This window comes from Pseudooceanicola atlanticus, from assembly GCF_000768315.1.
In the GTDB taxonomy this organism is placed as follows: Bacteria; Pseudomonadota; Alphaproteobacteria; order Rhodobacterales; family Rhodobacteraceae; genus Pseudooceanicola; species Pseudooceanicola atlanticus.
Genome location: NZ_AQQX01000029.1, coordinates 1 through 20492 on the forward strand (window position 1 = coordinate 1; position 20492 = coordinate 20492).

A 20492-nucleotide genomic window follows, 5' to 3' on the forward strand; every position below is an offset into this window, starting at 1 on the left:
AACAGGCGAGCCTTGCCTCTGATCCGGCCATAGCCCTCCGTGGACTAGAGAAACAGGAGTATCGGATGGTCATTGAGATTTCTTTACGGCTCTGCCTGTGCCCGGCGCGCACGCGGCACTTGACACCGGCGAAAAACCGGTATGCTCGCCTCAGGGCGAAAGTGCAGCCTCGCGCACGCCTGGCATCACTGCTGGCCTAGTCGGCTGGCTCTCTGTCGTCGCGGTTTTGCCGCGTGCGACGCTCTACGTTGCCTTCCTTGCCGGGCTCATCTTGAGCGCCGAACACTTGGGAGGTCGCGGCGGGCCGAAGGACCTTGCGTCCCGAGCGCCCGTTCAGGTCGCCGTCGCAGGGCATCTATCGGATGCAAGGTGCGGTCCTGACGAGCAACAGGCAGCTTCAGAGGCAGGACGAGGCATACCGATGCGTCCGCCAGAGAGAACCGCACGGAATGGGCAGACTATTTGAACAATGCACTAAGCAAGATGCACTTCATAAGGCGTGGCGACGTATTCGAAGCAATGGACTGAGGTCCAAGGCAGACGAAACACGACAGGCGATAGAAGACTTTGAACGCACTACAAATCGTAACATAAGCCGCATTCAATCTCGTTTGCGAAGCGGTGAGTTTAAGTTTGACCCGCAGAAAGGCGTCCTGAAAACTAAGAGCAGCGGGGGGAAACGCGGGATTGTCATGGCCTCGGTTCACAACCGCGTGGTTGAACGAGCTTTACTCGATGTCCTTCAAAGCAAAGTTCAAATAGCGCGACAGGCTGGACAACAGCCGAGTAGCTTCGGTGGAGTTCCACACCGCTCTGTGCCGCACGCGCTCAAATTCCTATACGATGCCTTTGAAACAGGGCACACGTATTACATTCGTTCTGATATTTCTGGCTTCTTTGATGGGATTCCTCGCAAGTCTGTTTTGGATCGGATCAAACAGGACACGGATGACACTCGCCTTCTAGCACTCCTGGAAGAAGCCACCACTGTCACTCTTGGAAATGAAGAAGTGTTAGGGGAGGACAGGCGCGTATTCCCAACGGACGATCAAGGCGTTGCGCAAGGCTCTCCGCTGTCTCCATTGTTTGGAAATATCCTGCTGCAGCCTTTTGATGAACGTTTCAACGAAAGAGGTGTCCTGTGTGCGAGGTTTATCGATGATTTTGTACTGCTAGGCACGACGCTAACGAAGGTCCGCAAAGCATTCACCAATGCACGCAACCATCTCGCGGAGCTTGGTCTTGAGTGTCACGATCCATTTGCGAGCACCGTGTCGCGGGAGAAGGCCCAGCAAGGCCATATTGACGACGGCTTCGACTTCCTAGGCTACAATTGCAGACCTGGTTTGCTTCAGCCCTCTCGCAGTGCAAGACAAGGTATTCTAGAAACTGTGCGAAACCATTTCTCTGCTGGTCGCGGTGCCATCCGCGAGGTCCGAAAAACAGAGAACAGTTTCGCGGCGAGGCAAAGGTATGCCCAAACCTTGGTGTTGGTTGACCGTGTTTTGCGCGGTTGGGGGGAGTCCTTCGCATACTGCAACAGCATGGCAACTATGGATGATCTGGATCGGGCGATTGACGAAACTCTAGAGGATTTTCGCTTATGGTTCGCGCGGGAGATGGAAGGTGCGGACCGCAAGGCGCGCAGACGGATGGGTGGTGTCGGCCTTTTAACTGACTTGGAGGCAAAATCTTTGGATGATGTCCCCTTCCAAGTCGATGAAGGGGGTCGCTTTAGAACCTCAGCAGCTACAATCATGATTTCGACCGATGGCGCGCTATGCAGCGGCAAGCGACAGAAGAAAAAGGAACGTCGACCTGGGGGGTGGGCGTTGGTTGTTCACGATAGTGGCGAAGAGCGTGCAGGCTATGATCTAGCCACGACCAACAATCGTATGGAACTCACAGCTGTTATTGAAGCTCTTCGCTACACAGAACCTGGGGCATCAGTGATCATCCGAACGGACAGTCAATACGTCCACCATGTTCGCAACGAAGGTGCTGTGGTGAAACAAAACAGTGATCTCTGGAAGGAGTTCGAGGTGGAAGCCCAACAACGCCGCGTGAAAATCATATGGATAAAGGGACATGCGGGCGATCCTCACAATGAACGAGCAGATAAGTTGGCAGGATTACAAGCCGAAGAAGCTCGCCTGATGTGTGAGGCTAACCTTGTTCCAGACCCACTTGGGACCGCAAAAGACGTATAAGCCCTTCTATGTGGAGCTGAACAAGAGCCGCGCGAATGATGCGCGATTAAATCAACGCCCACAAAACCACATTTGTGCATTTATGGGTCGCGGTGCGTCTTGCCAGACGGATAGCCCACGATGATGCCCGTGGCCGGGTCCACTATCTTCTCGATGTCATCTTGAAGGCCTTGCGTCCGTATCATCGCGAAGATGCGGATTTCCGCATCCGGGCAGACCGCTCGCAACAGCTCAGCGCAGGCGAAGCTTGTGCGCCCCATCGTCAGCACGTCATCCACAATGGTGACTTTGTCCGGCACGAAGAACGGACGTTCTGCCTCGATGCTATCCAGGTGAACCGGCACAAGCGGCCTATCAGCCGCCGGCGAATTCGAAGAGCGTGGCACGGCCTTGGTTCGGGTCAGGTAGGTTTGTACATCTTGGCCGAAACCGTGCTCGTGCAGAACATCGCAAATGACCTTGGCAGGCCATAGAGCACCGTCTGGCAGGGGTGCAGAACGCGGTGCAGGCACCAAGGTCACGTCTGGCCCCAGGAATGGCTTTAGATTGTCGGCCTTGGCGTCACGCAAGTGAGGGACAGCCGAGGCGATGATATCCACCCTGCCCGCTTTGATGGCACCACAAGTTCCTCTCGATCGTTTCGAAAGGTCGGAAGTGCCACGCGGAGAATAATTGGCAAACGTGCCGTACTCATAGCTCGAAGGCACGCACGCCCCCGGCAGTGTAATTTGGGATGTCGAGCAGGATATCCGGCAAGTTCTCACGGCGCAGAACCTGCGCCCCGTACTCGATGAGTTGTTTTGGCCAGGTTAGGTTCGGGTCGGTCGCGACGTTCTCAAGGAGGTAGAGGTCGCGCCCGAGCCGAATGGCTTCCCAGCCCTGGTGGCGTGTCCCGCTCTTCTCGCTCGCCTCGATAACAATGGTCGCATCGCAGATGAGCGCCATCGTCCGGTTGCGACGTGGGAAGTTCTCTCCTTTCCCCGGATAGCCTTCGGGAAATTGTGAAATCGCAAGGTGGTTGCGCTTTATCTCTTCGAGCAGCCCCGCATTCTTCGCCGGATACGCCTTGGATAAGGGAGTGCCAAGCACGGCAATGGTGCGCCCGCCCTCTTCAATCGCGGTGCGGTGTGCCACCGTGTCGATGCCATCCGCCAACCCACTTACTACGATGATGCCTTGCTCTACGAGCGCCCGCGTTACGGCCTTTGCGCGTTTGATGCCGTCCGTCGTGGCCTTGCGGGAGCCGACGATTGCCACGCGGGAGCCTTCGGTCAGCAACGAGGTATCGCCCGCCGTGTACAACACGTCCGGGGCGTTCTTCTCTTCAACTGGGCCAAGCGGCCCAAGGGCTTCTCTCGTTCTTAGCTCTGCTTGCATTTCCGTCCTAGCGATGCCTTTTGCGTCACCGCCCTCCCCTTTGGTTTTACATCACAAATTCGAGTTCGTGCAAAATTTCACACAAACCACATTTGTGCTTTTGTTCATTTGCGGGTTATTCCCGCCTCGTCTTCCAGTTCCTTCGTTCGCGCCTCGATATAGGCTTGCAGCTCACCGACCATCTTCCGGTCGGTCGCACTACAAGCGGTCTTGAACCGCGTGTGCAGGCTGGCCGGTAGGTCGAGGCTCAGGCGCTTTGTCGGTTCATCCGTTGCCGCAGTTTTCGCCACCGGCTTTGATGCCCGTGTCGTGTCATGCCCTGCCCCGCCTCGCTCGAACGCGAGGATTTGGTCATCCGTGGGCTGCTTTGGCTTCGGAGCCGCTGAAAACGTCTTCTTCGACATACCGCTCAATCTCTTTCGTTAGGTGTTCAATCTCGCGGGCGGCATTGCTTTCGCTTGCCCACTCGAAAATCGTTTGCCCCATGGTCATGCCTTCCGCGAAGGCGACCCGCTGCTCGATTTCGCTTTCCAAAATCGGCAAGCCCGCTTCTGCGGCCATGTTGCGGATATCCCGGCCAATCACGGTTTTCCCTATTTTGCGGGAAACCACAAACCCACATTTGAGGGTTGGCTTAAATTCTTGCGCCTCCTTCACTTGGCGTACCGTCAAGTCGGATGCCCAGGTCGAAAGCCCCGAGGGCTCAATCGGAAGCGCCACGAAGTCCGAGGCCACGATACAGGACCGCGCGATCTCTTCGGCGTGGGGTGGCCCGTCGATGATTGTGTGGTCGTAATCTTGGGCCAGCTTGAGCGCGTCCCGTGCCATGTTTGCCCGAGCCATGCTCACGACCTGGAAGGGCGCATCTTCTCGCAGGCTCGCCCATGTCGTGGCCGAGCCTTGCTTGTCCGCGTCTATCAGCAACACCCGATGCCCCTGGCGTGCCAGACAGCCCGCCACGTTCACCGAGAGGGTGGTTTTGCCGACGCCGCCTTTTTGGTTCAGAAAAGATATTATCATAAATCAACCTCACCACATTCGTGGTAATGCGTAAAGGCACAAACCCACATTTGTGCGTTTTTTTAGTGCTTGTACGCGCCACGTTTCTTGCAGAACGCCAAGAAATGCTTGTCCGCGTCCTTCACGTCGATGGCCTTGTCGTGGACCCACGACCGCCACTCGCTTTCGAGGACATAGACATCCCAGCCAGGCGCAAGACGCCGTGCCTCGTCGTGCGTGTCGAGCTTTTTGAACCGCAGCGCCTGGAAGGGCAGGGCGACGACCGCCTCAGCCGCCTTGGGACGGAAGACCACATTATCCCCCTCGATGCTCATCACGTAATCGGGCATGTGGTCATGCGCGGCATCGTCCTCGATAATCTTGCCGAGCAGGCGGCGGAATTCCTTCGTGGTCGAGCTTGACCCACACTTGTCGCGCAAGAGCTCAATGCCGCATTTCCATTTTGGCTGTGAGCCGCAATGCTTTCGCGCCAGCTCGTAGAGCCGCCGTTCGAGAGGCTTACGCAGGAAGAAATATTCCTTGTTCAGCGTCAGAACGTGGTTGTTCTCTATGGCGTCGAAAACCCAGTCGGACAGGGTAATCTCGACATCCTGCATCCGCCCGTCGCGCGTCTCTCTTACGATTTCCGCAGACTCAATGAGGCCGAAGACCCTGAAATACTCCTTGCCGCCCTGACGGATGTTCGTTTCGATCTGCGTCCCTTGCAGCCGCCGGAGCGCATCCTTGAGCAGCTTGTAGCCTTGACCAGACGCCTGCCGGTTCGTCGCCACGAGTAGGTCATGCGCCTTGAACCGGAGCGTCCGGCTAACCGTTCGCCCCTCATTGAGCGCGGCCATGCACTGGCTGATGCAGTAAATCAGAACATCACGGTCATGCACGGTGGCAAGCCCATATCGTGACGGCGACACTTCGATGAAGTTCTCGCCATTCTGATAACGCCGGGGCTTCATGTCCGGCTTGGTCGAAAGGGTGAAAACCGGGTGTTCCATCGAGGCCATATCGCCCTTTGGAACGGCATCCACGATGTCACACACGAACAGGTCTTTTTGCGGATGACGGTCAGGCAGCAACGGGGAGCGTGAATTCGTCATTTCACACACCGCCGAGCACGTTCAGGATTCGTCATTTCACCCACCATGGGTTACTATCGTCATTTCACACACCGCACGTCAAGACTCGTCATTTCACACACCGCGATGCCTGTGGATTACTTTCAAGAGGATTCGTCATTTCACACACCCGGATTCGTCATTCTACACACCGAGATTCGTCATTTCACACACCGATCTCTCTGAATAGCGTAATAATAACAGTCACCTACACGCCAAAACCTACGGTGTAACTCTATTATAACTCTATTTAACTCCCCTTGAGCTACTACTCGCTTCCCACAAACCCACATTACCACAATGCGATATTTCACTACCCCATAGCCTCCAGAACCGACCACCATCAGCACTTCACCGCTCACCGTTGGTAAAACACGCAGGCATCGACGCCCGTGGTTGTCGTGGTCCAGGACGCTCCGAGGACAGCGCACATGGAAGCGTTGCTGGCTAAGAAACGAGGAAACGTCACCGTCAGGACAAGAGCCAAAACGACAGCACCCAGACCGAACCATGGCAGACGGCTTTTGAAACGATCCAGCTTCTGTTCCCGTTCCCAGAGCTGGCGCATGGTGTCCGACCTGGCATCTTCGACTTTCCTGAGAACCTCCTGAGTGTGGTTCGACGCCCGGAGAAGATCACCGGCCATCTGGCCAACACGGGTGAGGGTATCCCCGATTCTGCCGTCGATGGTCGCGCCGACAATCTCGCCATAGTGTTCCGGGGCGGTCTGCTTTTGAGCAGCGAAGGCAGCAGAGCGGGCTTCTGTCGCCGTCTTGTTCACGCGGTCGAGCACCCGCGTCTGATCATCCACCCGATCCGAGATGCTAGCGACTGCCGTAGCGAGAAGATCGAGCGTCTCGCGCAGATCGTCATCTGAGAGCGGGGCGGGGGCGGCGGGTGTGTCGGACATGGCGGATGGCTTTCGGGTTATCGGGCGTCTGGTGTGAACAGCCCGGCAAATTCAGGATCGGCGTAGTAGCGCAGCTTTTGCGCGACGGCGGTGGCCTGCCCCTGGACGCGCAGGAGCTGACGATCCGGTGGAAGCTGCATGATTTCATCAGGGGTCAGCAGATCGCGGCCCGTGAGGTTGTTCGAAAAGCTGGGGCCATCGCCGGGCTTGAAGCTATCGGTCTGGAACCCGGCGGTTTCCTGGCCAATCATCTGGCTCAGCCACTTGGCCGTCTCGAAGTCATTCACCCCGAAGACCTGTTGCACCCCGGCATTGGCGATGAAGGTGCCAACGCGTTCGCCATAGAGGTCCTTGAGCTGGCTCATGTCCTGCAGGATCGGCCAGAGCTGAAGCCCATAGCCCGCCATCAGCCCCATGGCGCGCTCCACGGCCTCCAGACGGCCCAGGGCGGCGAATTCATCGAGGAGGAAGAGGGCAGGGGCCTTGAGGCGCTCAGAACGGCCCTCTGAAGCACCCTGAGGCCGTTCAGCGTCCCGCGCGATGTCCTGGAGGGCCTGAGAGACCAGAAGGCGCAGCCAGCGGCTGTAAGCATCCATCCGGTTGGGCGGCAACACCAGGAAGACGGAGGTGATGCGGTGGCGCAGATCGGAGAAGGCGAAGTCCGACCGCGCCAGGCACTTTGCGATCCGGGGGCTGTCCAGAAAGTGCGTGTGCCGTTGCGCGTTCGACAGGACTGAGGCGGCTTCCCGATCCGCCTTGCCGAGGAAGCGGTTAGCGGCGCGGGCGATCAGCCCGCCTGCCTCGTCGCTGTCCTGCATCAGCTCCAACAGAGCGCGCAGCTTTTCCGGGGGCAGGGTGAGATATTCCCGGACGGTGGCGAGAGACCGGCGGTCGCGATCCTCGTGGCAGACGCAGAACATGATCAACCCGCCGAGGATGGCTTTGGCTTCCTCGTTCCAATGCGCTTCCGTCACCTGTCCCGGCGGGTCCATCACCAGGGCCTCTGTCAGGGAGGCCGCATCCTCGCCCAGATCGAGACTGTCCGGGGTCAGCCGGTCGAGTGGGTTATAGGCGGCAGAGGGATGGCCACTGACCTCAAACGGATCGAGGACATGGACCGTCCCGAACCGCCGCCGGGCGTCCCCGGCGATCCGGGCATTCTCGCCCTTGGGGTCGATCACCAGCACCGAGCGTTCCGCCGCCAACAGGTTCGGGATCACGGTGCCGACACCTTTCCCGGCGCGCGTCGGGGCGAGGGTGATTAGGTGCGCCGGGCCGTCATAGTGCAGCAGCCGTCCGGTGTGTGGATTGCGTCCGATCAGGAGGCCGTCTTCCCGCTGAAGCTTCTTCAGCTCTTTGCGGTTCGCAAACCGCGCCGAGCCGTGGCTGTCGCCGGTCAGTCCGAAATAGGCATCGGCCCCGGAAGCCATGCGCCAGTACTGGAACCCGAAGACAGCACCCACAAACATGAAGGGACCGAAGACCAGCCACTGCCAGGCGCTTTCGCCCGGTGTCTGGTCGAAGAAGGCAAAGATGAACGGGGTGGCCACAAGCGTTCCGAGCATCGCTCCAAAGAGGACAGCGCCAATCATCCAGCCCAACAGGATGGGCGTGAAGATCAGCCGACCGAAGAAGCGGAACAGCCCACCGAAGACGAGCATCACGCTCCGCATCAGGACGCGTCCTCATCGGTAGGGGCAGGGGAGGGGGCGTCCCATTCCGCAAAGGCCTTGCGGTCCTGTTCACGGGAGAGGTTGCGGATCAGCCGGTCGAGCATAGCGGCAGCGCTGGAGTCCCGTTCCGCGAGGTCCATGAGCGCCCCGCCCAGGATCACCTTGCGCCTGGTATCCAGCTTGCGCTGTCTGGTGGCTTCCCGGTTCTTCAGCGCCTGAAGGCGGGCCTTGGCCTGGGCATAGCGTTTCTCGGCGCGTTCAAGCTCAGTCTCGGCCAATTCGGGAATCCACTTCAAAGAGGGCAGGTGTAAAGGTTAGGCTTGCAACAACTATCGGTAGCGCTTACCCGTAGGCCTGTAAAGGACAAGGGCGCACTTATGCAAACTCTCCACCTACGGTTCCAAGATTTGCGTGCGATCTCTCTGGGGCAACGCCCCGGCCGATGGCCATCCCCTTTGCCGCGTGCCGCCGCGACATGGAAGGGCGCGCCGCCCCTTCCAAACCATCCCAGCCCAACCTCAGCGGTTGGATCGCGTCCCGCAAGGTCGCGCCAGCGTCTCGCCCGATGCCCCACGGTGGGGGCCGGTCTGCCGCTGGCGTCTCCCTTGCGGGAGGTTCGTGTTGTCGGACCTGACGGTGCCGACACGAACCGGGTTTGCCCCCGGCAAACCGCCAGTGATCTGTCCCCAGATCCCGCCCCCCATAAGGCTGGGGATCTGGGGACAGATCACTGGCAAACCCGCGCGTCGGAGAGCCGTTGGCTCGCCTCAAGCGGGCTGTCTTTTCCCCTCAGACCGCGCCGGTTCCAGGCGCACTCTTGCGGAGAAAAGACGGCTGATCCGATGCCCAATGTCAGGGCACCGGCACGGATCAGCTCCGGCGCGTGGGCGCGTTTGCATCACAGGCGAGGCGAGGGCGCATGGCCAGCTACCACCTCTCCGTGAAGACGATCAAACGCAGCGCCGGGCGCTCCGCCACGGCGGCGGCAGCCTACCGTGTCGGGGAGCGCATCGAGTGCCAGCGCGAAGGCCGTGTCCACGATTACACCCGCAAGCAGGGCATCGAGGAGACCTTCATTCTGACGCCCAAGGACGCCCCGGACTGGGCCTCGGATCGGTCCCGCCTCTGGAACGAGGCCGAGGCCAGCGAGACCCGCCGCAACTCCGTCACCGCCCGCGAATGGGAACTGGCCCTGCCGTCCGAGATCAGCGCCGAGGACCGCTCCCAGATCACGCGCGACTTCGCCCAGGAACTGGTCAGCCGCTATGGCGTAGCCGTTGATGTGGCGATCCACGCGCCGCACCGGGAAGGTGATCAGCGCAATCATCACGCCCACGTCCTGACCTCCACCCGCAAGCTGGAAGCCTCTGGCTTCACCGCCAAGACGCGGGTTCTCGATTCCGCGAAGACCGGCGGCGTAGAGATCGAGCAGATGCGCGGCCTCTGGGCCGAGTTGCAGAACCGCGCGCTTGAGCGTGTCGGGGAAGTCGAGCGCGTCGATCACCGGTCGCTCGAAGCGCAGCGCGAGACGGCGCTGGATCGTGGCGACAAGCTGTCCGCCGAGGAGCTGGACCGCGACCCCGAGCTGAAGCTGGGGCCAGCGGCCAACTCCATGGAGCGGCGGGCGAAGGCGATGGCCGAGCGTCAGGGCCGGGAATACGTCCCGGTCACGGAGCGCGGCGCGGTTGTCCATGCCGCTCGCCAGGCCCGCGCCGCCTTCCGCGAAATGCGTGAGCGGCTGGATATCGCGCGGGAGACCTACGGCATTGAGCGCGAGGCGGGGCAGGGGCGTGTCTCTGCCGGTCTGGCGGCACTCCGGGCCGCGACGTCGAAAGAACGTGACGGGCGCACGTCGGACGATATCCGTGAGCGGTTGTCGCAGGTCGTGGGCCGGTCACGGGACCAGGACGACACGCCAAAGCCGGAAGGTCGCAATTATGCGCGGGAGCGTCTGAAGGAAATCATGGAGAAGGACGCCGGGCGCGACGGCCAGGCGGCGGTTCACAAGCTGGATGGTCACAGCGAGTATGATCTGGGTGAGGACACAGGACGCGGTGGGCGGAAGCCGTCTGTCAACGAGCGGCTGAAGGACGTGCTGAATAAGCCACGCGAGCGGCTGGAGATCAAGGACGAGCGCGATCAGGAGAAGGATCAGGAGGTCGAGAAGGATAGGGACATCGACCATGATCCAGGTCTCAGTCACTGACGAGGCGATGAGAGGTCGTTTCCCCATTCTTCATGGGAATGCTTGCCTGAGAGAACCCGACACCAACAAGGAATGAAATCACGCCGGTTGCCGTCTTGAATTCGCGCACCCTGATTGCATTCTGCGTCACGCGCGTTCTGGCAGTGACAAGGATTTTCTCCTGCCCATCACTCCCAACCGTCCGCATGATCCACAGGCCGTACCAGCTTGGTCCCTTGCGTTCAGGATCGGCTTTGCACAGCACTTCGACCGTGTGTCCCTCCTCAGCAAGTCCCCGAAGGCCTTGTTCGGTGGTGACGTTTAGTTCGAGGTCAATCGCCTGGTTCATCGCGCATACCAACAGAAACAATGATGGTCGTCTTGTGCCTGAATCTAACGAAGGCATCAATCGTATATTATCGAGTTAGATATGGCTCGATAGAGTTCAGTGATCCCGGCAGTGCGCCGGTATCGCTTTGAGCGATAGACAGGGTCGGGGATCGACGGGCTGACGCCCGCTTACCCCAACCCTGACAGTTTCCAATCCTAGTGATCCGCCTGCCATCCTGTCAGGTCCGAGAAAACCGGCAAGCGCCGCCTTTGGCGTCGGTTCCGGTCGAGAATTCCGGTTCCTCCCACGCGCAGGCGCGCGGTTCCCTCCCAAATTCACGCCCTCCACCCGGTTGTCACGGCCCCGCCAGGCCGCAGGACGGGCTTTGCCCTTACCTGCTCTGCCCTTCGGAATGCATGGGCATTCCAAAGATCAGAACAGGAAGGCCCGCCCATTGGCGGAAAGGGGAACAGACCCGGCCCGCGTCACGCGAAGGAGGGTCACAAATGACCGCAGAGAAGTTTGACGTTTATTCCCATGTCACAAATCAGATCATCGCGCAGATCGAGGCCGGAACGCCGCCCTGGCGCAAGCCGTGGACCGGTGGCGGGGTATCGGTCAGCTTGCCGGAACGGTTCAACGGCGAAGCCTATCGGGGCATCAATATCCTGATGCTTTGGGCGACGGCGATGACCAAGAACTACAGCTCAGCCCGCTGGATGACGTTCAATCAGGCCAAGCAGCTTGGGGGCCATGTCCGCAGGGGCGAGAAATCCGCAACCGTTGTGAAGTACGGCACTGTCGAGCGCGAGGACGAGAACGGCGAGGAACGCCAGATCCCCTATGCCAAGGCCTACCGCGTGTTCAACGCCGACCAGATCGAGGGCTTGCCCGCTGAATTCTACATCCTGCCCGATCCGCCCCGTGATCTTGGCACCGAGGCCGACCCCGAGCTGGAGGCGTTCTTTGCCGCGACCGGCGCGCAGATCGACGTGACCGAGGAGCCGCGCGCCTATTACAACATCAAGACCGACCGCATCCACATGCCGCCGATTGGCACGTTTCACCGGGCCGCAGGGTATTACGGCACCTTGGCGCATGAGCTGACCCACTGGACCGGGGCGACAAAGCGGCTGGACCGTTTGGGTCGGTTCAGTGATCGTAAGGCCTACGCGTTCGAGGAGTTGGTCGCGGAGATTGGCAACTGCATGCTTTGCGCGCAGATCGGGGTGGAGCCTGAATTTGACCAGAGCGCGGCCTATGTCGAAGGGTGGCTTGAGGCAATGAAGGAAGACAGCCGCGCGATTTTCCGCGCCGCGTCCGAGGCGCAGAAGGCCGTGGATTACATCATGGACCGCACCGCGCAGGCCGACCGGATGGCCGCCGAGTAACAGCCCGTACCGTTGAAATGATCAAGGCCCCCGTCAGCAGGCGGGGGCCTCTTACGTTGTGGCGTGATCTTGGCCGAGGGCGGTTTCAGGGTGACCTGTCGGCAGGCAACCTGAAGGCCACCTACCGACAGGCCCGGCGCTTCGCGCGGACGGGCATGAGATGCCCAATGACGTGCGCCGGGGCTCATGCGAAAATTGCGATGACAGTAGCGATCAGCGTCAGCATCGCGATGATAAGCATCGCCTGTTCGCGACGGGTCTTGCAGGTGAAAATCTTGCGCATTTTCCAGATGCTCCATCTTGTTGCCTCTACCCGTTAAGGCTTGGGGGCTCAGAAAATTACCGAATCTTTTTTGACTAAATCGCGGACTGGCGTGCCTATGTTAGAAAGGAGGCTGTAACTTCATGGCCCCCGCAGAATGTGTGGAGACCGATCTATGTCGAAGAAAAGGCCCCCAACCGATCCACCGCTGACCGTGCGTGCACGTCGAATGCCGTCCGGGCAGGGCTGCATCGATAAGTCGGAATTTGCCGTGTTCATGACCGACCTCGATGGGAATGTGACGGTGGCGGAAGGTCGGGAAAGTGATCTCGAAACATTCCGCAACAAACATGATCAGAATCGTAATGAAGTTCGCAGAGCTTCCAAGTCAGAGCAGGTGCGCCACCACCAAGCAAACGCCTTGAAGCACACAGAGGTTTCGCCAGAACAAGAGTGTTTGGAACGAGAAGCATATGAAGCTCTGCGTCATGATCTCAAACGGGTGTTATCGGCGTTTGAAAAAACTGATCCTGCCAGGTCAGTTTTGACACACATTCTTGCTGCTGGAACAGATTGGGACAAGACCCAGGAAATCGCCGACAAGCTGGAGCTCGAAGTCCAGCAAGTAACGGTCGCCAAACGCAAAATTCAAAGACGCGTGAAAAACAACTTCCCAGCACTGCGAAAGCACCTGGGCCGCGCTTCAGGATTCTAAGGAGAGTACGATGTCTTACAAAGGAAAGAACCCTCGGGACTTCAAAAGCCGCTCCTTACCAAGCGGAGTAGGGCGGCCGCCAATTCCCAATATTCTGCGAGATATGGATGAGGACTTCTTGTGCCCGAATGCTGTGCGCATGAAGCAAGTATGGGGCAAATCAGAGGTTAATGACGTCTCTGTGAGACGGACTGATATGAACGTCCGTGCGCTGAAAGTTTACCTTCAATGCCTTCAGAGAAGCACTTTGAAGGAGACGAACATGAACGTGAAAGAGATGGTTGAAAAACTCACAAAACCTGTCGTTCCAGCTAGCAAAATGACGCATGCTCAAATGGCAGAACTGGATGACGATGCCCTGATCGATGCAATCTTCGTAGAGGCGGAGCCTGCTGAAATCGTGGCTCGGGTTGATGCCATAGAGGAGGCAAACGACACCGTTTCCGTCTTTTCTGTAGCTGAAAGCGAAAAGGCCGAACGTGAGCTGGCTTCGACGGAAATGAACAAGACTGATCAAGTAACATTGCCAATTGCGCTTAGTCAGAGGCACGAGGTTGCTTGTGTCCGTGCAAGCACGGGTGCTTTGGCTGCGCCTGTCGTGGTTGGATCGGCTGTAGCCGCAGCTACAGTAATGGTCGGTGGACCGGTTGTTGGTGCAGGATTAGGTGTTGCTGCGGTCGCGCACGTGAATTCTGCGCACAACAATACGAAGGTCCTGATCTCCGACGTGCAAGGTAACGCTATTTCGTGGTCCTCTGCGGGAACTATGGGCTTCAAGGGGAGCCGGAAGTGCACCCCGTATGCAGCGCAAATGGTGGCGGAAGATGCCGGTAGGAAAGCCTATGCTCATGGCGTAAAAACGCTCGAAGTCGAAGTGCACGGACCAGGGGGCGGTCGGGAAAGTGCTTTGCGGGCGCTTGCGGCCATTGGCTTTAACATCACGTCTATCCGAGACGTTTCCCCCGCTGTGGCGGATAAGGGCGATTTCCGGGTTGGCGGATCATCGGGAGTCAAGAAAGACGCAGGTTAATGACCCAAAGCGCCACTTGATGCGAGCTTTCTGCCGAAGCTGTGATTGGGCAGCTTCGGCATCCTTTTTCGCTATTTGTAGCGATCCACCTTAAACACTGGTCCCAATTTCCGCGACCACCTCTGAGGAAGGTCATCTGCGCATCGGCAAATGATGTCAGCGGTCAATCCTTTTGCGCACTTAAGCAGAATGCATGCTTTGGGAAATCGTTGTCTACTAGCAGATCAGCTTTTTCACCGGCCACCTCCCAGCCTCCAAAAGCTTCCGCTTCAGGAAAATACCTCACAACCCTACGTGATACTTCGGCTGCACCAATTCTGGTGTTTCGTGATTCATAACTTTCTGAAATTATTTGAAAACTTCTAAACCCAGCCCTCTCAAGGGTTTCAATAATCGTGGACAGTCGCAGCGACTTAATCTCAAGGTCTTTGCCGGTCCTGGTTTCTGGGTACCAATCAACAATTTGAACCTTTCTTACTCCATTTAAGTTTATGCAGTCCGTCAACACTGCTACTGGATCGTGCAGAAAGGCTAGTACCGCTTGGAAACAGACAAGAGAGAACGAAGAAGGACTCTGACTAGAAAGCCAATCTTCCACAGCAGTGTGAATAATCAGATTTTTATCAACGCCGTTTCGAACTGCGGCCTCAACCATAAATTCGTTCTTCTCAACAGATGTTACATGAACACCGCTTTCTGATAGGAATCTATGCGTCCATCCTGAGCCCATGCCGACCTCCAGGACGCCATGTTCCGCGTCGACGGCGAGATCGTACAACCTATCGTTTGCATGCGCAGCAAGGGGGTGTAAGGGACCGACAGACAGAACCGCCAATGCCGAGAAGTAGTCGTCGTCTTTAAGCCACCTTTGGTATGATGAATTTTCACCTACCCGCATACTGGACATCCCTCAATCAGCTGCACCTCTTTCCGCTCGGCCGTCAGTGTCTCCATCGAAAACTCAATCGTGAATGGCCTGTCGTTTTCAATCGCATTGACTGAAAGCCATGTTTCAACGGCAATCGAAGCTGCAATTGCATTGATCGAATATGCCGAAGCTGGCGTAGCCAGCATGTGGGGGAGGTTCTTCGTGATCCCATCAAGGTCGGAAAGATTAGCGGCACAAGCTCCACACCCCATCACGCCTGCCATGGTACACGGACCAATCATCGCTGTGTGCCCGTTGTAGCCCACATAGACAGAAAAAATTCCCTTTGGATACAAAGTTCTAGATAGCGTAGCACGTAATGCCAACTGGCTCTCATCAGCAGAAACAAACACTGCGCCGAGGCTCGAAACATCACATTTCTTCAGAAATGAAGCAACATCTGGGAAAGTCGACACGTCTAATGATCGCCTTATGTTTTTAAGGCGGTTCTCTGCTGCGTGTGTCTTTTCGCGCCCTACGTCCTGTTCCTCGTAAAGCACCTGGCGATTAAGGTTCGAAGGCTCCACTCGATCATGATCTACCAAGACTATTTCCCGCACACCAATTCGCGCGAGCTGGTCCGCGACATGGCATCCGATACCGCCTACTCCAACAACCGCACACTTAGCTTGTTCGACTTTGGCCTGAAGTTTCTCTGCGTCTAGATTCTTGAAGCGGCTAGCGTAGTACGATTTCTGCCGAGAGTAACGACTACCTTTCTGACCACTAAATTCTTGATGAACAAATAGTTTGTTTCGAGAGAAAAATCCAAACAGTTCGGTCTTTGAATTGCCAAATCCATTCATAAGAGAGCCGAACTCAGGATCACTTTCAAATTGCCCTACACCATAGTGGAAGAATTGCTGGCTTTGATCTGTTGCTATTAGACAGTAAGAGGCATCCGACTGTATTAGTGACAGCCGGATGTTAGGCCGAATTGCGATTTTCATTAATTGTGAGCCGCAATAACCTCGGCTAGAGCATCGAGTGCAATCTGTCTTGATCCTGCTATCATTGCTCCGTCTGTGGCTGTGATAGCCTCCATAGCCCCTTCGACGTCATCTCCGGTAAAACCGTTTTCCAGTAATACGCTCTTGATCAAAGCATCGTCGATGCGTCCTTGCGCATAGAGGTCTCTCAGGAAATATGCAGAGAAACTTGCCTTACCTGCGGGCTTTCCTGAGAACACCACTGAACTTGGTGCACGCACCTTTTTTTCATCAGCCATAAAAAGTCCTCCTGTTTGAATGTTACTACTATGGCGCGAGTTGCGAAAAATACAAAATGGTTTCCACGTTTAGCTGCGTCAAAAACGGTCGGTTCTGACCCCCTACCCTGCCCTACACAAGATCAAAGGCTTGGCCATGTCAGAACCCTTGGGCAAAACGTTGGAGGTTCTGGCACGTTTCTGGCCAGCTAATCATAGCCACGCTTCGCCTTCGCCATGTGCAGCTCGAAGCGCGCGTTCTTCGCCTCGGCCTCGGTGTCGTACCAGTCTGTTCGCACTTGGCCAGAGCTGCCGATCCGGCCCCAGTTGCGCATAAGGCCCCAGTCTCCAAAGAGACCGCGCACGATCTCCAGGCGATAGAAGCGGTGCAGGTTGGCGTTTGGGTTTGTTCTGGTCAGATGCATGTTCCCTACCCCCACATCCTGGCGGCAATGTCTTGCTCTTCCTTGCCCACGGCATCGGCATAGATCGCCGTAGTGCTGAGCTGCGCATGGCCCATCCACTTTTGGAGCATGTGAAGTGGAATCCCGTTTACGGTCGCGTTCATCCCGAAACCATGGCGCAAACCCTTCGGGCTGCGGTGCGGGGCGTCCGGTATCCCGGCCTCAGTCATGATCCCTTTGACGATCTGCCAGACGCGCACGCGGCTTAGCGGCCAGATCGGAGCAGATGCCTGTTTGCGGGATTTCTGGGCCTCTCTGACCCCGTGGGCCGTGTTAAGTGTGTCCAGGTAGTCCGGTGGGACCGGAACGCTTCTGTAGACGATCTTCGAGCTGCCAGAGGTATCCTTGCGCTTCTTCAGGCTGCGGATGGTGATCGTACCACCCGAAAGGTCCACCCTGGCCGGAGTGATTTCCAGGAGCTCGGATGGCCGACATCCAGTGAAGTGCAATGTCTCGCAAAGAGTACGATCACGTGCAGGTTTCCGGCGTGCGACGGCCAGGAAGGCGGCGCGCTCTTCCGCGTTCAAATAGAGCCGGTTTCCGGCGGTGTCGTAAAGGCGCATTTCGCTCATATTTAACAGTCTACTAGAATACTGTTAAATCGTGAAGCGATAGTCGGCCCCCTGCCCTATCGATCCACAGGTCCAGATGCTCGCGCATTTAACACTATTACCAATAGTGTTAAGTTGCTTGCAGGCTAATGCCCGAGTGGATGTTCGGCGCAGTGGCCAACAGCCTCAATTAATATCGCTAGTGAAGTGTTGGAGGATCATCTCAGCTTGCAAGTGATGCTCTGACAAGAGAGCCGCGATCCGCTCTACGTTGCGCACTGCGCTCTCATCACTTGCCAACGCCCGGACAAAAGCACACAAAGCCTTGTTGAATGTCTTCAAGCCCCTTGGCGTCATCACTCTTGTACCTTCGGAAACAGATGCTTTTGGTCCTGCCTTAGAATGTGGATGGATTATGACCGGCGTTGCGTCGGCTCCCCCGTAATGACCCTTGAACCAGGTCATTGACTGCTGAAGCTGACCTAAGTCCTTCTTTGAAATTCCGTTTTGAGAGGTGACACCGTTTTTGCACTCGATTACAGCGAACGTGTCATTGAACAAGTGCCAAAGGTTGTCGGGACCTTCGCCGAAACGTTTTTCGGGTCGCTGGCACGACAGCCCGATTAAGCGCCCAGCATCTTCGATGCCTTGTTCGAACTGCTCTGAGGTGTCGGGGCGGAACTGTAGGTCTTCTACGAGCGCATCGACGAAGCGGATTCGATCATAGGCCTCAAGATGTCTTTGGAGCACCGCCTGCGCCGCTTCAGCTTGCCGAATCTCGCGACGGCGGAGTGCGTCATAATCGACGCCGACAAGAGGCCGTAAAACTTGCCTGTTGTGTTCCCGCGCCTTTACTAGCCGGGCCTGAGCTGCGGTTGGATCGAAGCTGTGACGATGAAAAGCCTCTCGGACGAGAAGCCATGCCTTCAATCCAGGATCAGTCGCCTCTTGCACTTCGTTGTGCACGATCTCAGCCGCACGTTGATCGTTGTCTAACCATGCTGAGTCGAATGCATTGCGCAGGTGAACCGAGGTATTGTCGAGCCTCAGAGACTTGTCGGGCCGAATGGAAGCACGCGCCTTTCGACTTCCATTCGTCCACATTTTTTTCTGATCGAGACAAAGCATCATAGTATCGCGAACGTCATCGATAGAACCGCCCTGAGACTGTGCGGCCAATCTCTGAGCGATGTCGATTTGCGTCCGTGTCGCGTTCGACAAGAGCGGCTTGCCCTCAGCGGACAGGAGGCGCTCGGTCAGGCGCGCTCCGAGGAGCAGGACGACACAATGGTCGTCGATCGAACGTACTCCGCGGCCCATACCTTGCTCGATTCGCTCGATCTGGCGGCGCAGGCCAACTGTACCGTTGCCGAGCACGACGTTATCCACCCGCTCGATGAGCGAGTTCGCCTCTGGCAGTCCATCGATCACAAGCACGCGGCAAGCGTCTTGAGGGAGGTCCACGCCATCGTACCGATTCACCAGTACGACGAGGCCGACATGCCCAGCCCGGAGGCGTGCAACCCCCGGTGATACCTGCTCACCCATCAGAACTTGGTTCGCGACCGAGCGCCATTCGTCGGCCGCCCGCTTGGAAGGCACAATGACGACGCAGTTCCGGTCCTGTGCGAGGTCGACGACTAGTTGTTTGATCTCTTCGCGTTTAATGTCTCGATTGATTTCCTTCGGCAGCAAGATCATTCGGTCGCCCAAAGCGTTTGCTACATCAGGGGTTACAGGATCGGAGAGTGTGTCTGGGTCGGCGCCGAAATGCGTTACGAAGACCGAGTCGTCCGCAAGTGTTGCGCTCATATAGATACGACGCTTCGCCGCCTCGAAGGAGGGAACCATTGAGGGGATGGGGAAGAGCGGGTCAATTTCAAGTTCGCTGCCGCCGATCACGATACGACACAGATGAAGGTGGTCGGCGAGAAACGGATAGGTGAACGCGAGTTCATCCGTCTCCCTATACCTGTGCAAGATCGCATGAAGGTCGTCCACTTTATCTCTCACGTCCCAGAACGGCACCTCAAGGTAGTCGTGGGGATCGTTCGCTCGAATGGCGGTTGCCGCAGCTATACTCTGCCCGCGCAATGCGGAGTCGAACAGTTCTCCGACCTTGCCGTATGCTGGATGATCCGATTTCAGGCGAATGCGGAACTGGCTCGCTACTGTGGCGAGGCAGGCGTGCGCATCATCAACGATAATCGCGCCAATCGGAAGCCTGACACCTCTTCGACCGACGCCGAAGATCGACCGCCCATTAAAGAGTTTGAAAATGTTGGTTACGTAGATCGCAGAGCCCGCGCGGATACGCGGATCATCCACATCATCGGTGGCGTCAACGCCAAGTGCAGCCGCTTCTGAAAGCACTTGTTCGGTAAGGTACTTGTCCGGGGTGAGGTAGACTGCCGGATATACGTCCTCGTTGATGCAGCTTTGCAACATCAGAAGACCGGACGTTGTCTTCCCGCCGCCAGTGTCGAGCTTAATGACCGTGTCGCGCCGGGCGCGGTCCCGATACCAGCCGTCCAGGATGTCCGCTTGAACATCACGGAGGAATTCGAAGCGCGGGGCTTTATCGAGTAACCCGAATATTTCTCGCGGATTCGTCGGTTGTTCGTTGTTCCCTCCAAAAACGTCGTCCCAGTCGATCATTGCGCGCCTCCAAATACTAGTTGGCGGTCTTACAGATGATTCCGTTCTACAAAGTTGCTGCATCGAAGTCGTAACCGCTTTGAACGACCGTACTGAAAAATCTAGATTCATCTAGGGGTTGCGCCAGCGTTTCTGACCCGGGGACACGAGTTTCGCATCTACACAAAGATGCTTTCATCGATCCGGACTGGCCTGTGCCAAGGTATCAGGTTAAGAATTTTCCAGAATGCCCCAGTCCGTAGAGTGAGCCCCTACGAAATGCACCGGACTTGCGCACCACCCTACCCTTTTGAGCTTGTAGGGAAAGCGGCGGCGTTCGGTGGCTCATGACTTACGCACCGCAGCAATATGTGAGCCCCTATGATGGTGGCCGCGCCCCATCCTTGAAAGCCGAGAGCACCACGACTATACTAGATATAGCTACGTTGCCTTCCTTGCCGGGCTCATCTTGAGCGCCGAACACTTGGGAGG

Annotated in this window: 20 protein-coding genes; 5 read left to right on the forward strand and 15 right to left on the reverse strand. The window is 57.3% G+C overall.

Translation table 11 applies throughout. The annotated features are described in order from the left end of the window. The first annotated feature begins 449 nt into the window (after positions 1-449). Positions 450-2210: an RNase H family protein gene (locus tag ATO9_RS24080; RefSeq protein WP_081979726.1), complete on the forward strand. Its 1761-nt coding sequence runs from the start codon at positions 450-452 to the stop codon at positions 2208-2210. Between the two features lie 80 nt (positions 2211-2290). Here the strand turns inward: ATO9_RS24080 and ATO9_RS22445 are convergent, their stop codons facing one another. The 8 genes from ATO9_RS22445 to ATO9_RS22480 all read right to left on the reverse strand — a co-directional run bounded on the left by ATO9_RS22445 (position 2291) and on the right by ATO9_RS22480 (position 8577). Continuing rightward, positions 2291-2809 carry a phosphoribosyltransferase gene (locus ATO9_RS22445; protein WP_238318850.1) on the reverse strand — a complete coding sequence of 173 codons (519 nt, stop codon included), beginning with the start codon at positions 2807-2809 and terminating at the stop codon, positions 2291-2293. Positions 2810-2900: 91 nt separating this feature from the next. Further along, entirely contained in the window at positions 2901-3587 is a 687-nt protein-coding gene (locus ATO9_RS22450) for a DNA-processing protein DprA (RefSeq protein ID WP_043754802.1), read from the reverse strand. A gap of 104 nt (positions 3588-3691) precedes the next feature. Beyond that, positions 3692-3991, reverse strand: coding sequence for a hypothetical protein (locus ATO9_RS24890; RefSeq protein WP_238318851.1), 300 nt, complete (start codon positions 3989-3991; stop codon positions 3692-3694). Beyond that, positions 3939-4607 carry a ParA family partition ATPase gene (gene parA / locus ATO9_RS22460; protein ID WP_043754806.1) on the reverse strand — a complete coding sequence of 223 codons (669 nt, stop codon included), beginning with the start codon at positions 4605-4607 and terminating at the stop codon, positions 3939-3941. Before parA ends, ATO9_RS24890 begins: the two co-directional genes overlap by 53 nt. Before the next feature lie 62 nt (positions 4608-4669). Then, positions 4670-5698, reverse strand: coding sequence for a replication initiator protein A (locus ATO9_RS22465; RefSeq protein WP_043754808.1), 1029 nt, complete (start codon positions 5696-5698; stop codon positions 4670-4672). 376 nt (positions 5699-6074) lie between these two features. Further along, complete coding sequence (locus ATO9_RS22470; protein WP_043754809.1) at positions 6075-6626, reverse strand: hypothetical protein; 552 nt, start codon at positions 6624-6626, stop codon at positions 6075-6077. A 17-nt stretch (positions 6627-6643) separates the two neighbouring features. Further along, positions 6644-8299, reverse strand: a complete 1656-nt coding sequence (locus tag ATO9_RS22475; RefSeq protein ID WP_043754812.1) for a type IV secretory system conjugative DNA transfer family protein — start codon at positions 8297-8299, stop codon at positions 6644-6646. After that, positions 8299-8577 (reverse strand): hypothetical protein, encoded by a 279-nt coding sequence (locus tag ATO9_RS22480; RefSeq protein ID WP_043754815.1) that lies wholly within the window; start codon positions 8575-8577, stop codon positions 8299-8301. Before ATO9_RS22480 ends, ATO9_RS22475 begins: the two co-directional genes overlap by 1 nt. A 641-nt stretch (positions 8578-9218) precedes the next feature. Here ATO9_RS22480 and mobQ point away from each other — a divergent pair. After that, entirely contained in the window at positions 9219-10505 is a 1287-nt protein-coding gene (gene mobQ / locus ATO9_RS22485; RefSeq protein ID WP_043754817.1) for a MobQ family relaxase, read from the forward strand. Here mobQ and ATO9_RS22490 read toward each other — a convergent pair. Next, positions 10495-10833 (reverse strand): hypothetical protein, encoded by a 339-nt coding sequence (locus ATO9_RS22490; protein WP_043754833.1) that lies wholly within the window; start codon positions 10831-10833, stop codon positions 10495-10497. The two genes, mobQ and ATO9_RS22490, sit on opposite strands and share 11 nt — an antisense overlap. A 488-nt stretch (positions 10834-11321) precedes the next feature. On the opposite strand from ATO9_RS22490, the gene ATO9_RS22495 reads away from it, so the two are divergent. From ATO9_RS22495 to rpsK, 3 genes are all read left to right on the forward strand, one after another. Next, the gene (locus tag ATO9_RS22495) at positions 11322-12206 is read left to right on the forward strand and encodes an ArdC family protein (RefSeq protein ID WP_043754819.1); all 885 of its coding nucleotides are present in this window, start codon (positions 11322-11324) and stop codon (positions 12204-12206) included. Positions 12207-12643: 437 nt separating this feature from the next. Further along, complete coding sequence (locus ATO9_RS24450) at positions 12644-13183, forward strand: hypothetical protein (RefSeq protein ID WP_162183094.1); 540 nt, start codon at positions 12644-12646, stop codon at positions 13181-13183. 631 nt (positions 13184-13814) lie between these two features. Next, a complete protein-coding gene (rpsK, locus tag ATO9_RS22500) occupies positions 13815-14213 on the forward strand; it encodes a 30S ribosomal protein S11 (protein ID WP_052418546.1) in 399 nt (132 codons plus the stop codon). Positions 14214-14376: 163 nt separating this feature from the next. Here the strand turns inward: rpsK and ATO9_RS24085 are convergent, their stop codons facing one another. From ATO9_RS24085 to ATO9_RS22520, 6 genes are all read right to left on the reverse strand, one after another. Next, complete coding sequence (locus tag ATO9_RS24085; protein ID WP_162183095.1) at positions 14377-15111, reverse strand: methyltransferase domain-containing protein; 735 nt, start codon at positions 15109-15111, stop codon at positions 14377-14379. After that, positions 15102-16091, reverse strand: a complete 990-nt coding sequence (locus ATO9_RS24090) for a HesA/MoeB/ThiF family protein (protein ID WP_081979723.1) — start codon at positions 16089-16091, stop codon at positions 15102-15104. Before ATO9_RS24090 ends, ATO9_RS24085 begins: the two co-directional genes overlap by 10 nt. Continuing rightward, a complete protein-coding gene (locus ATO9_RS24095; RefSeq protein WP_081979724.1) occupies positions 16091-16369 on the reverse strand; it encodes a hypothetical protein in 279 nt (92 codons plus the stop codon). Before ATO9_RS24095 ends, ATO9_RS24090 begins: the two co-directional genes overlap by 1 nt. A gap of 188 nt (positions 16370-16557) precedes the next feature. Continuing rightward, complete coding sequence (locus tag ATO9_RS22510) at positions 16558-16773, reverse strand: WGR domain-containing protein (RefSeq protein WP_043754824.1); 216 nt, start codon at positions 16771-16773, stop codon at positions 16558-16560. Positions 16774-16778: 5 nt separating this feature from the next. Continuing rightward, positions 16779-17384, reverse strand: a complete 606-nt coding sequence (locus ATO9_RS22515) for a tyrosine-type recombinase/integrase (protein ID WP_043754825.1) — start codon at positions 17382-17384, stop codon at positions 16779-16781. Positions 17385-17549: 165 nt separating this feature from the next. Then, entirely contained in the window at positions 17550-20021 is a 2472-nt protein-coding gene (locus ATO9_RS22520; protein WP_043754827.1) for a helicase C-terminal domain-containing protein, read from the reverse strand. Positions 20022-20492 lie beyond the last annotated feature (471 nt).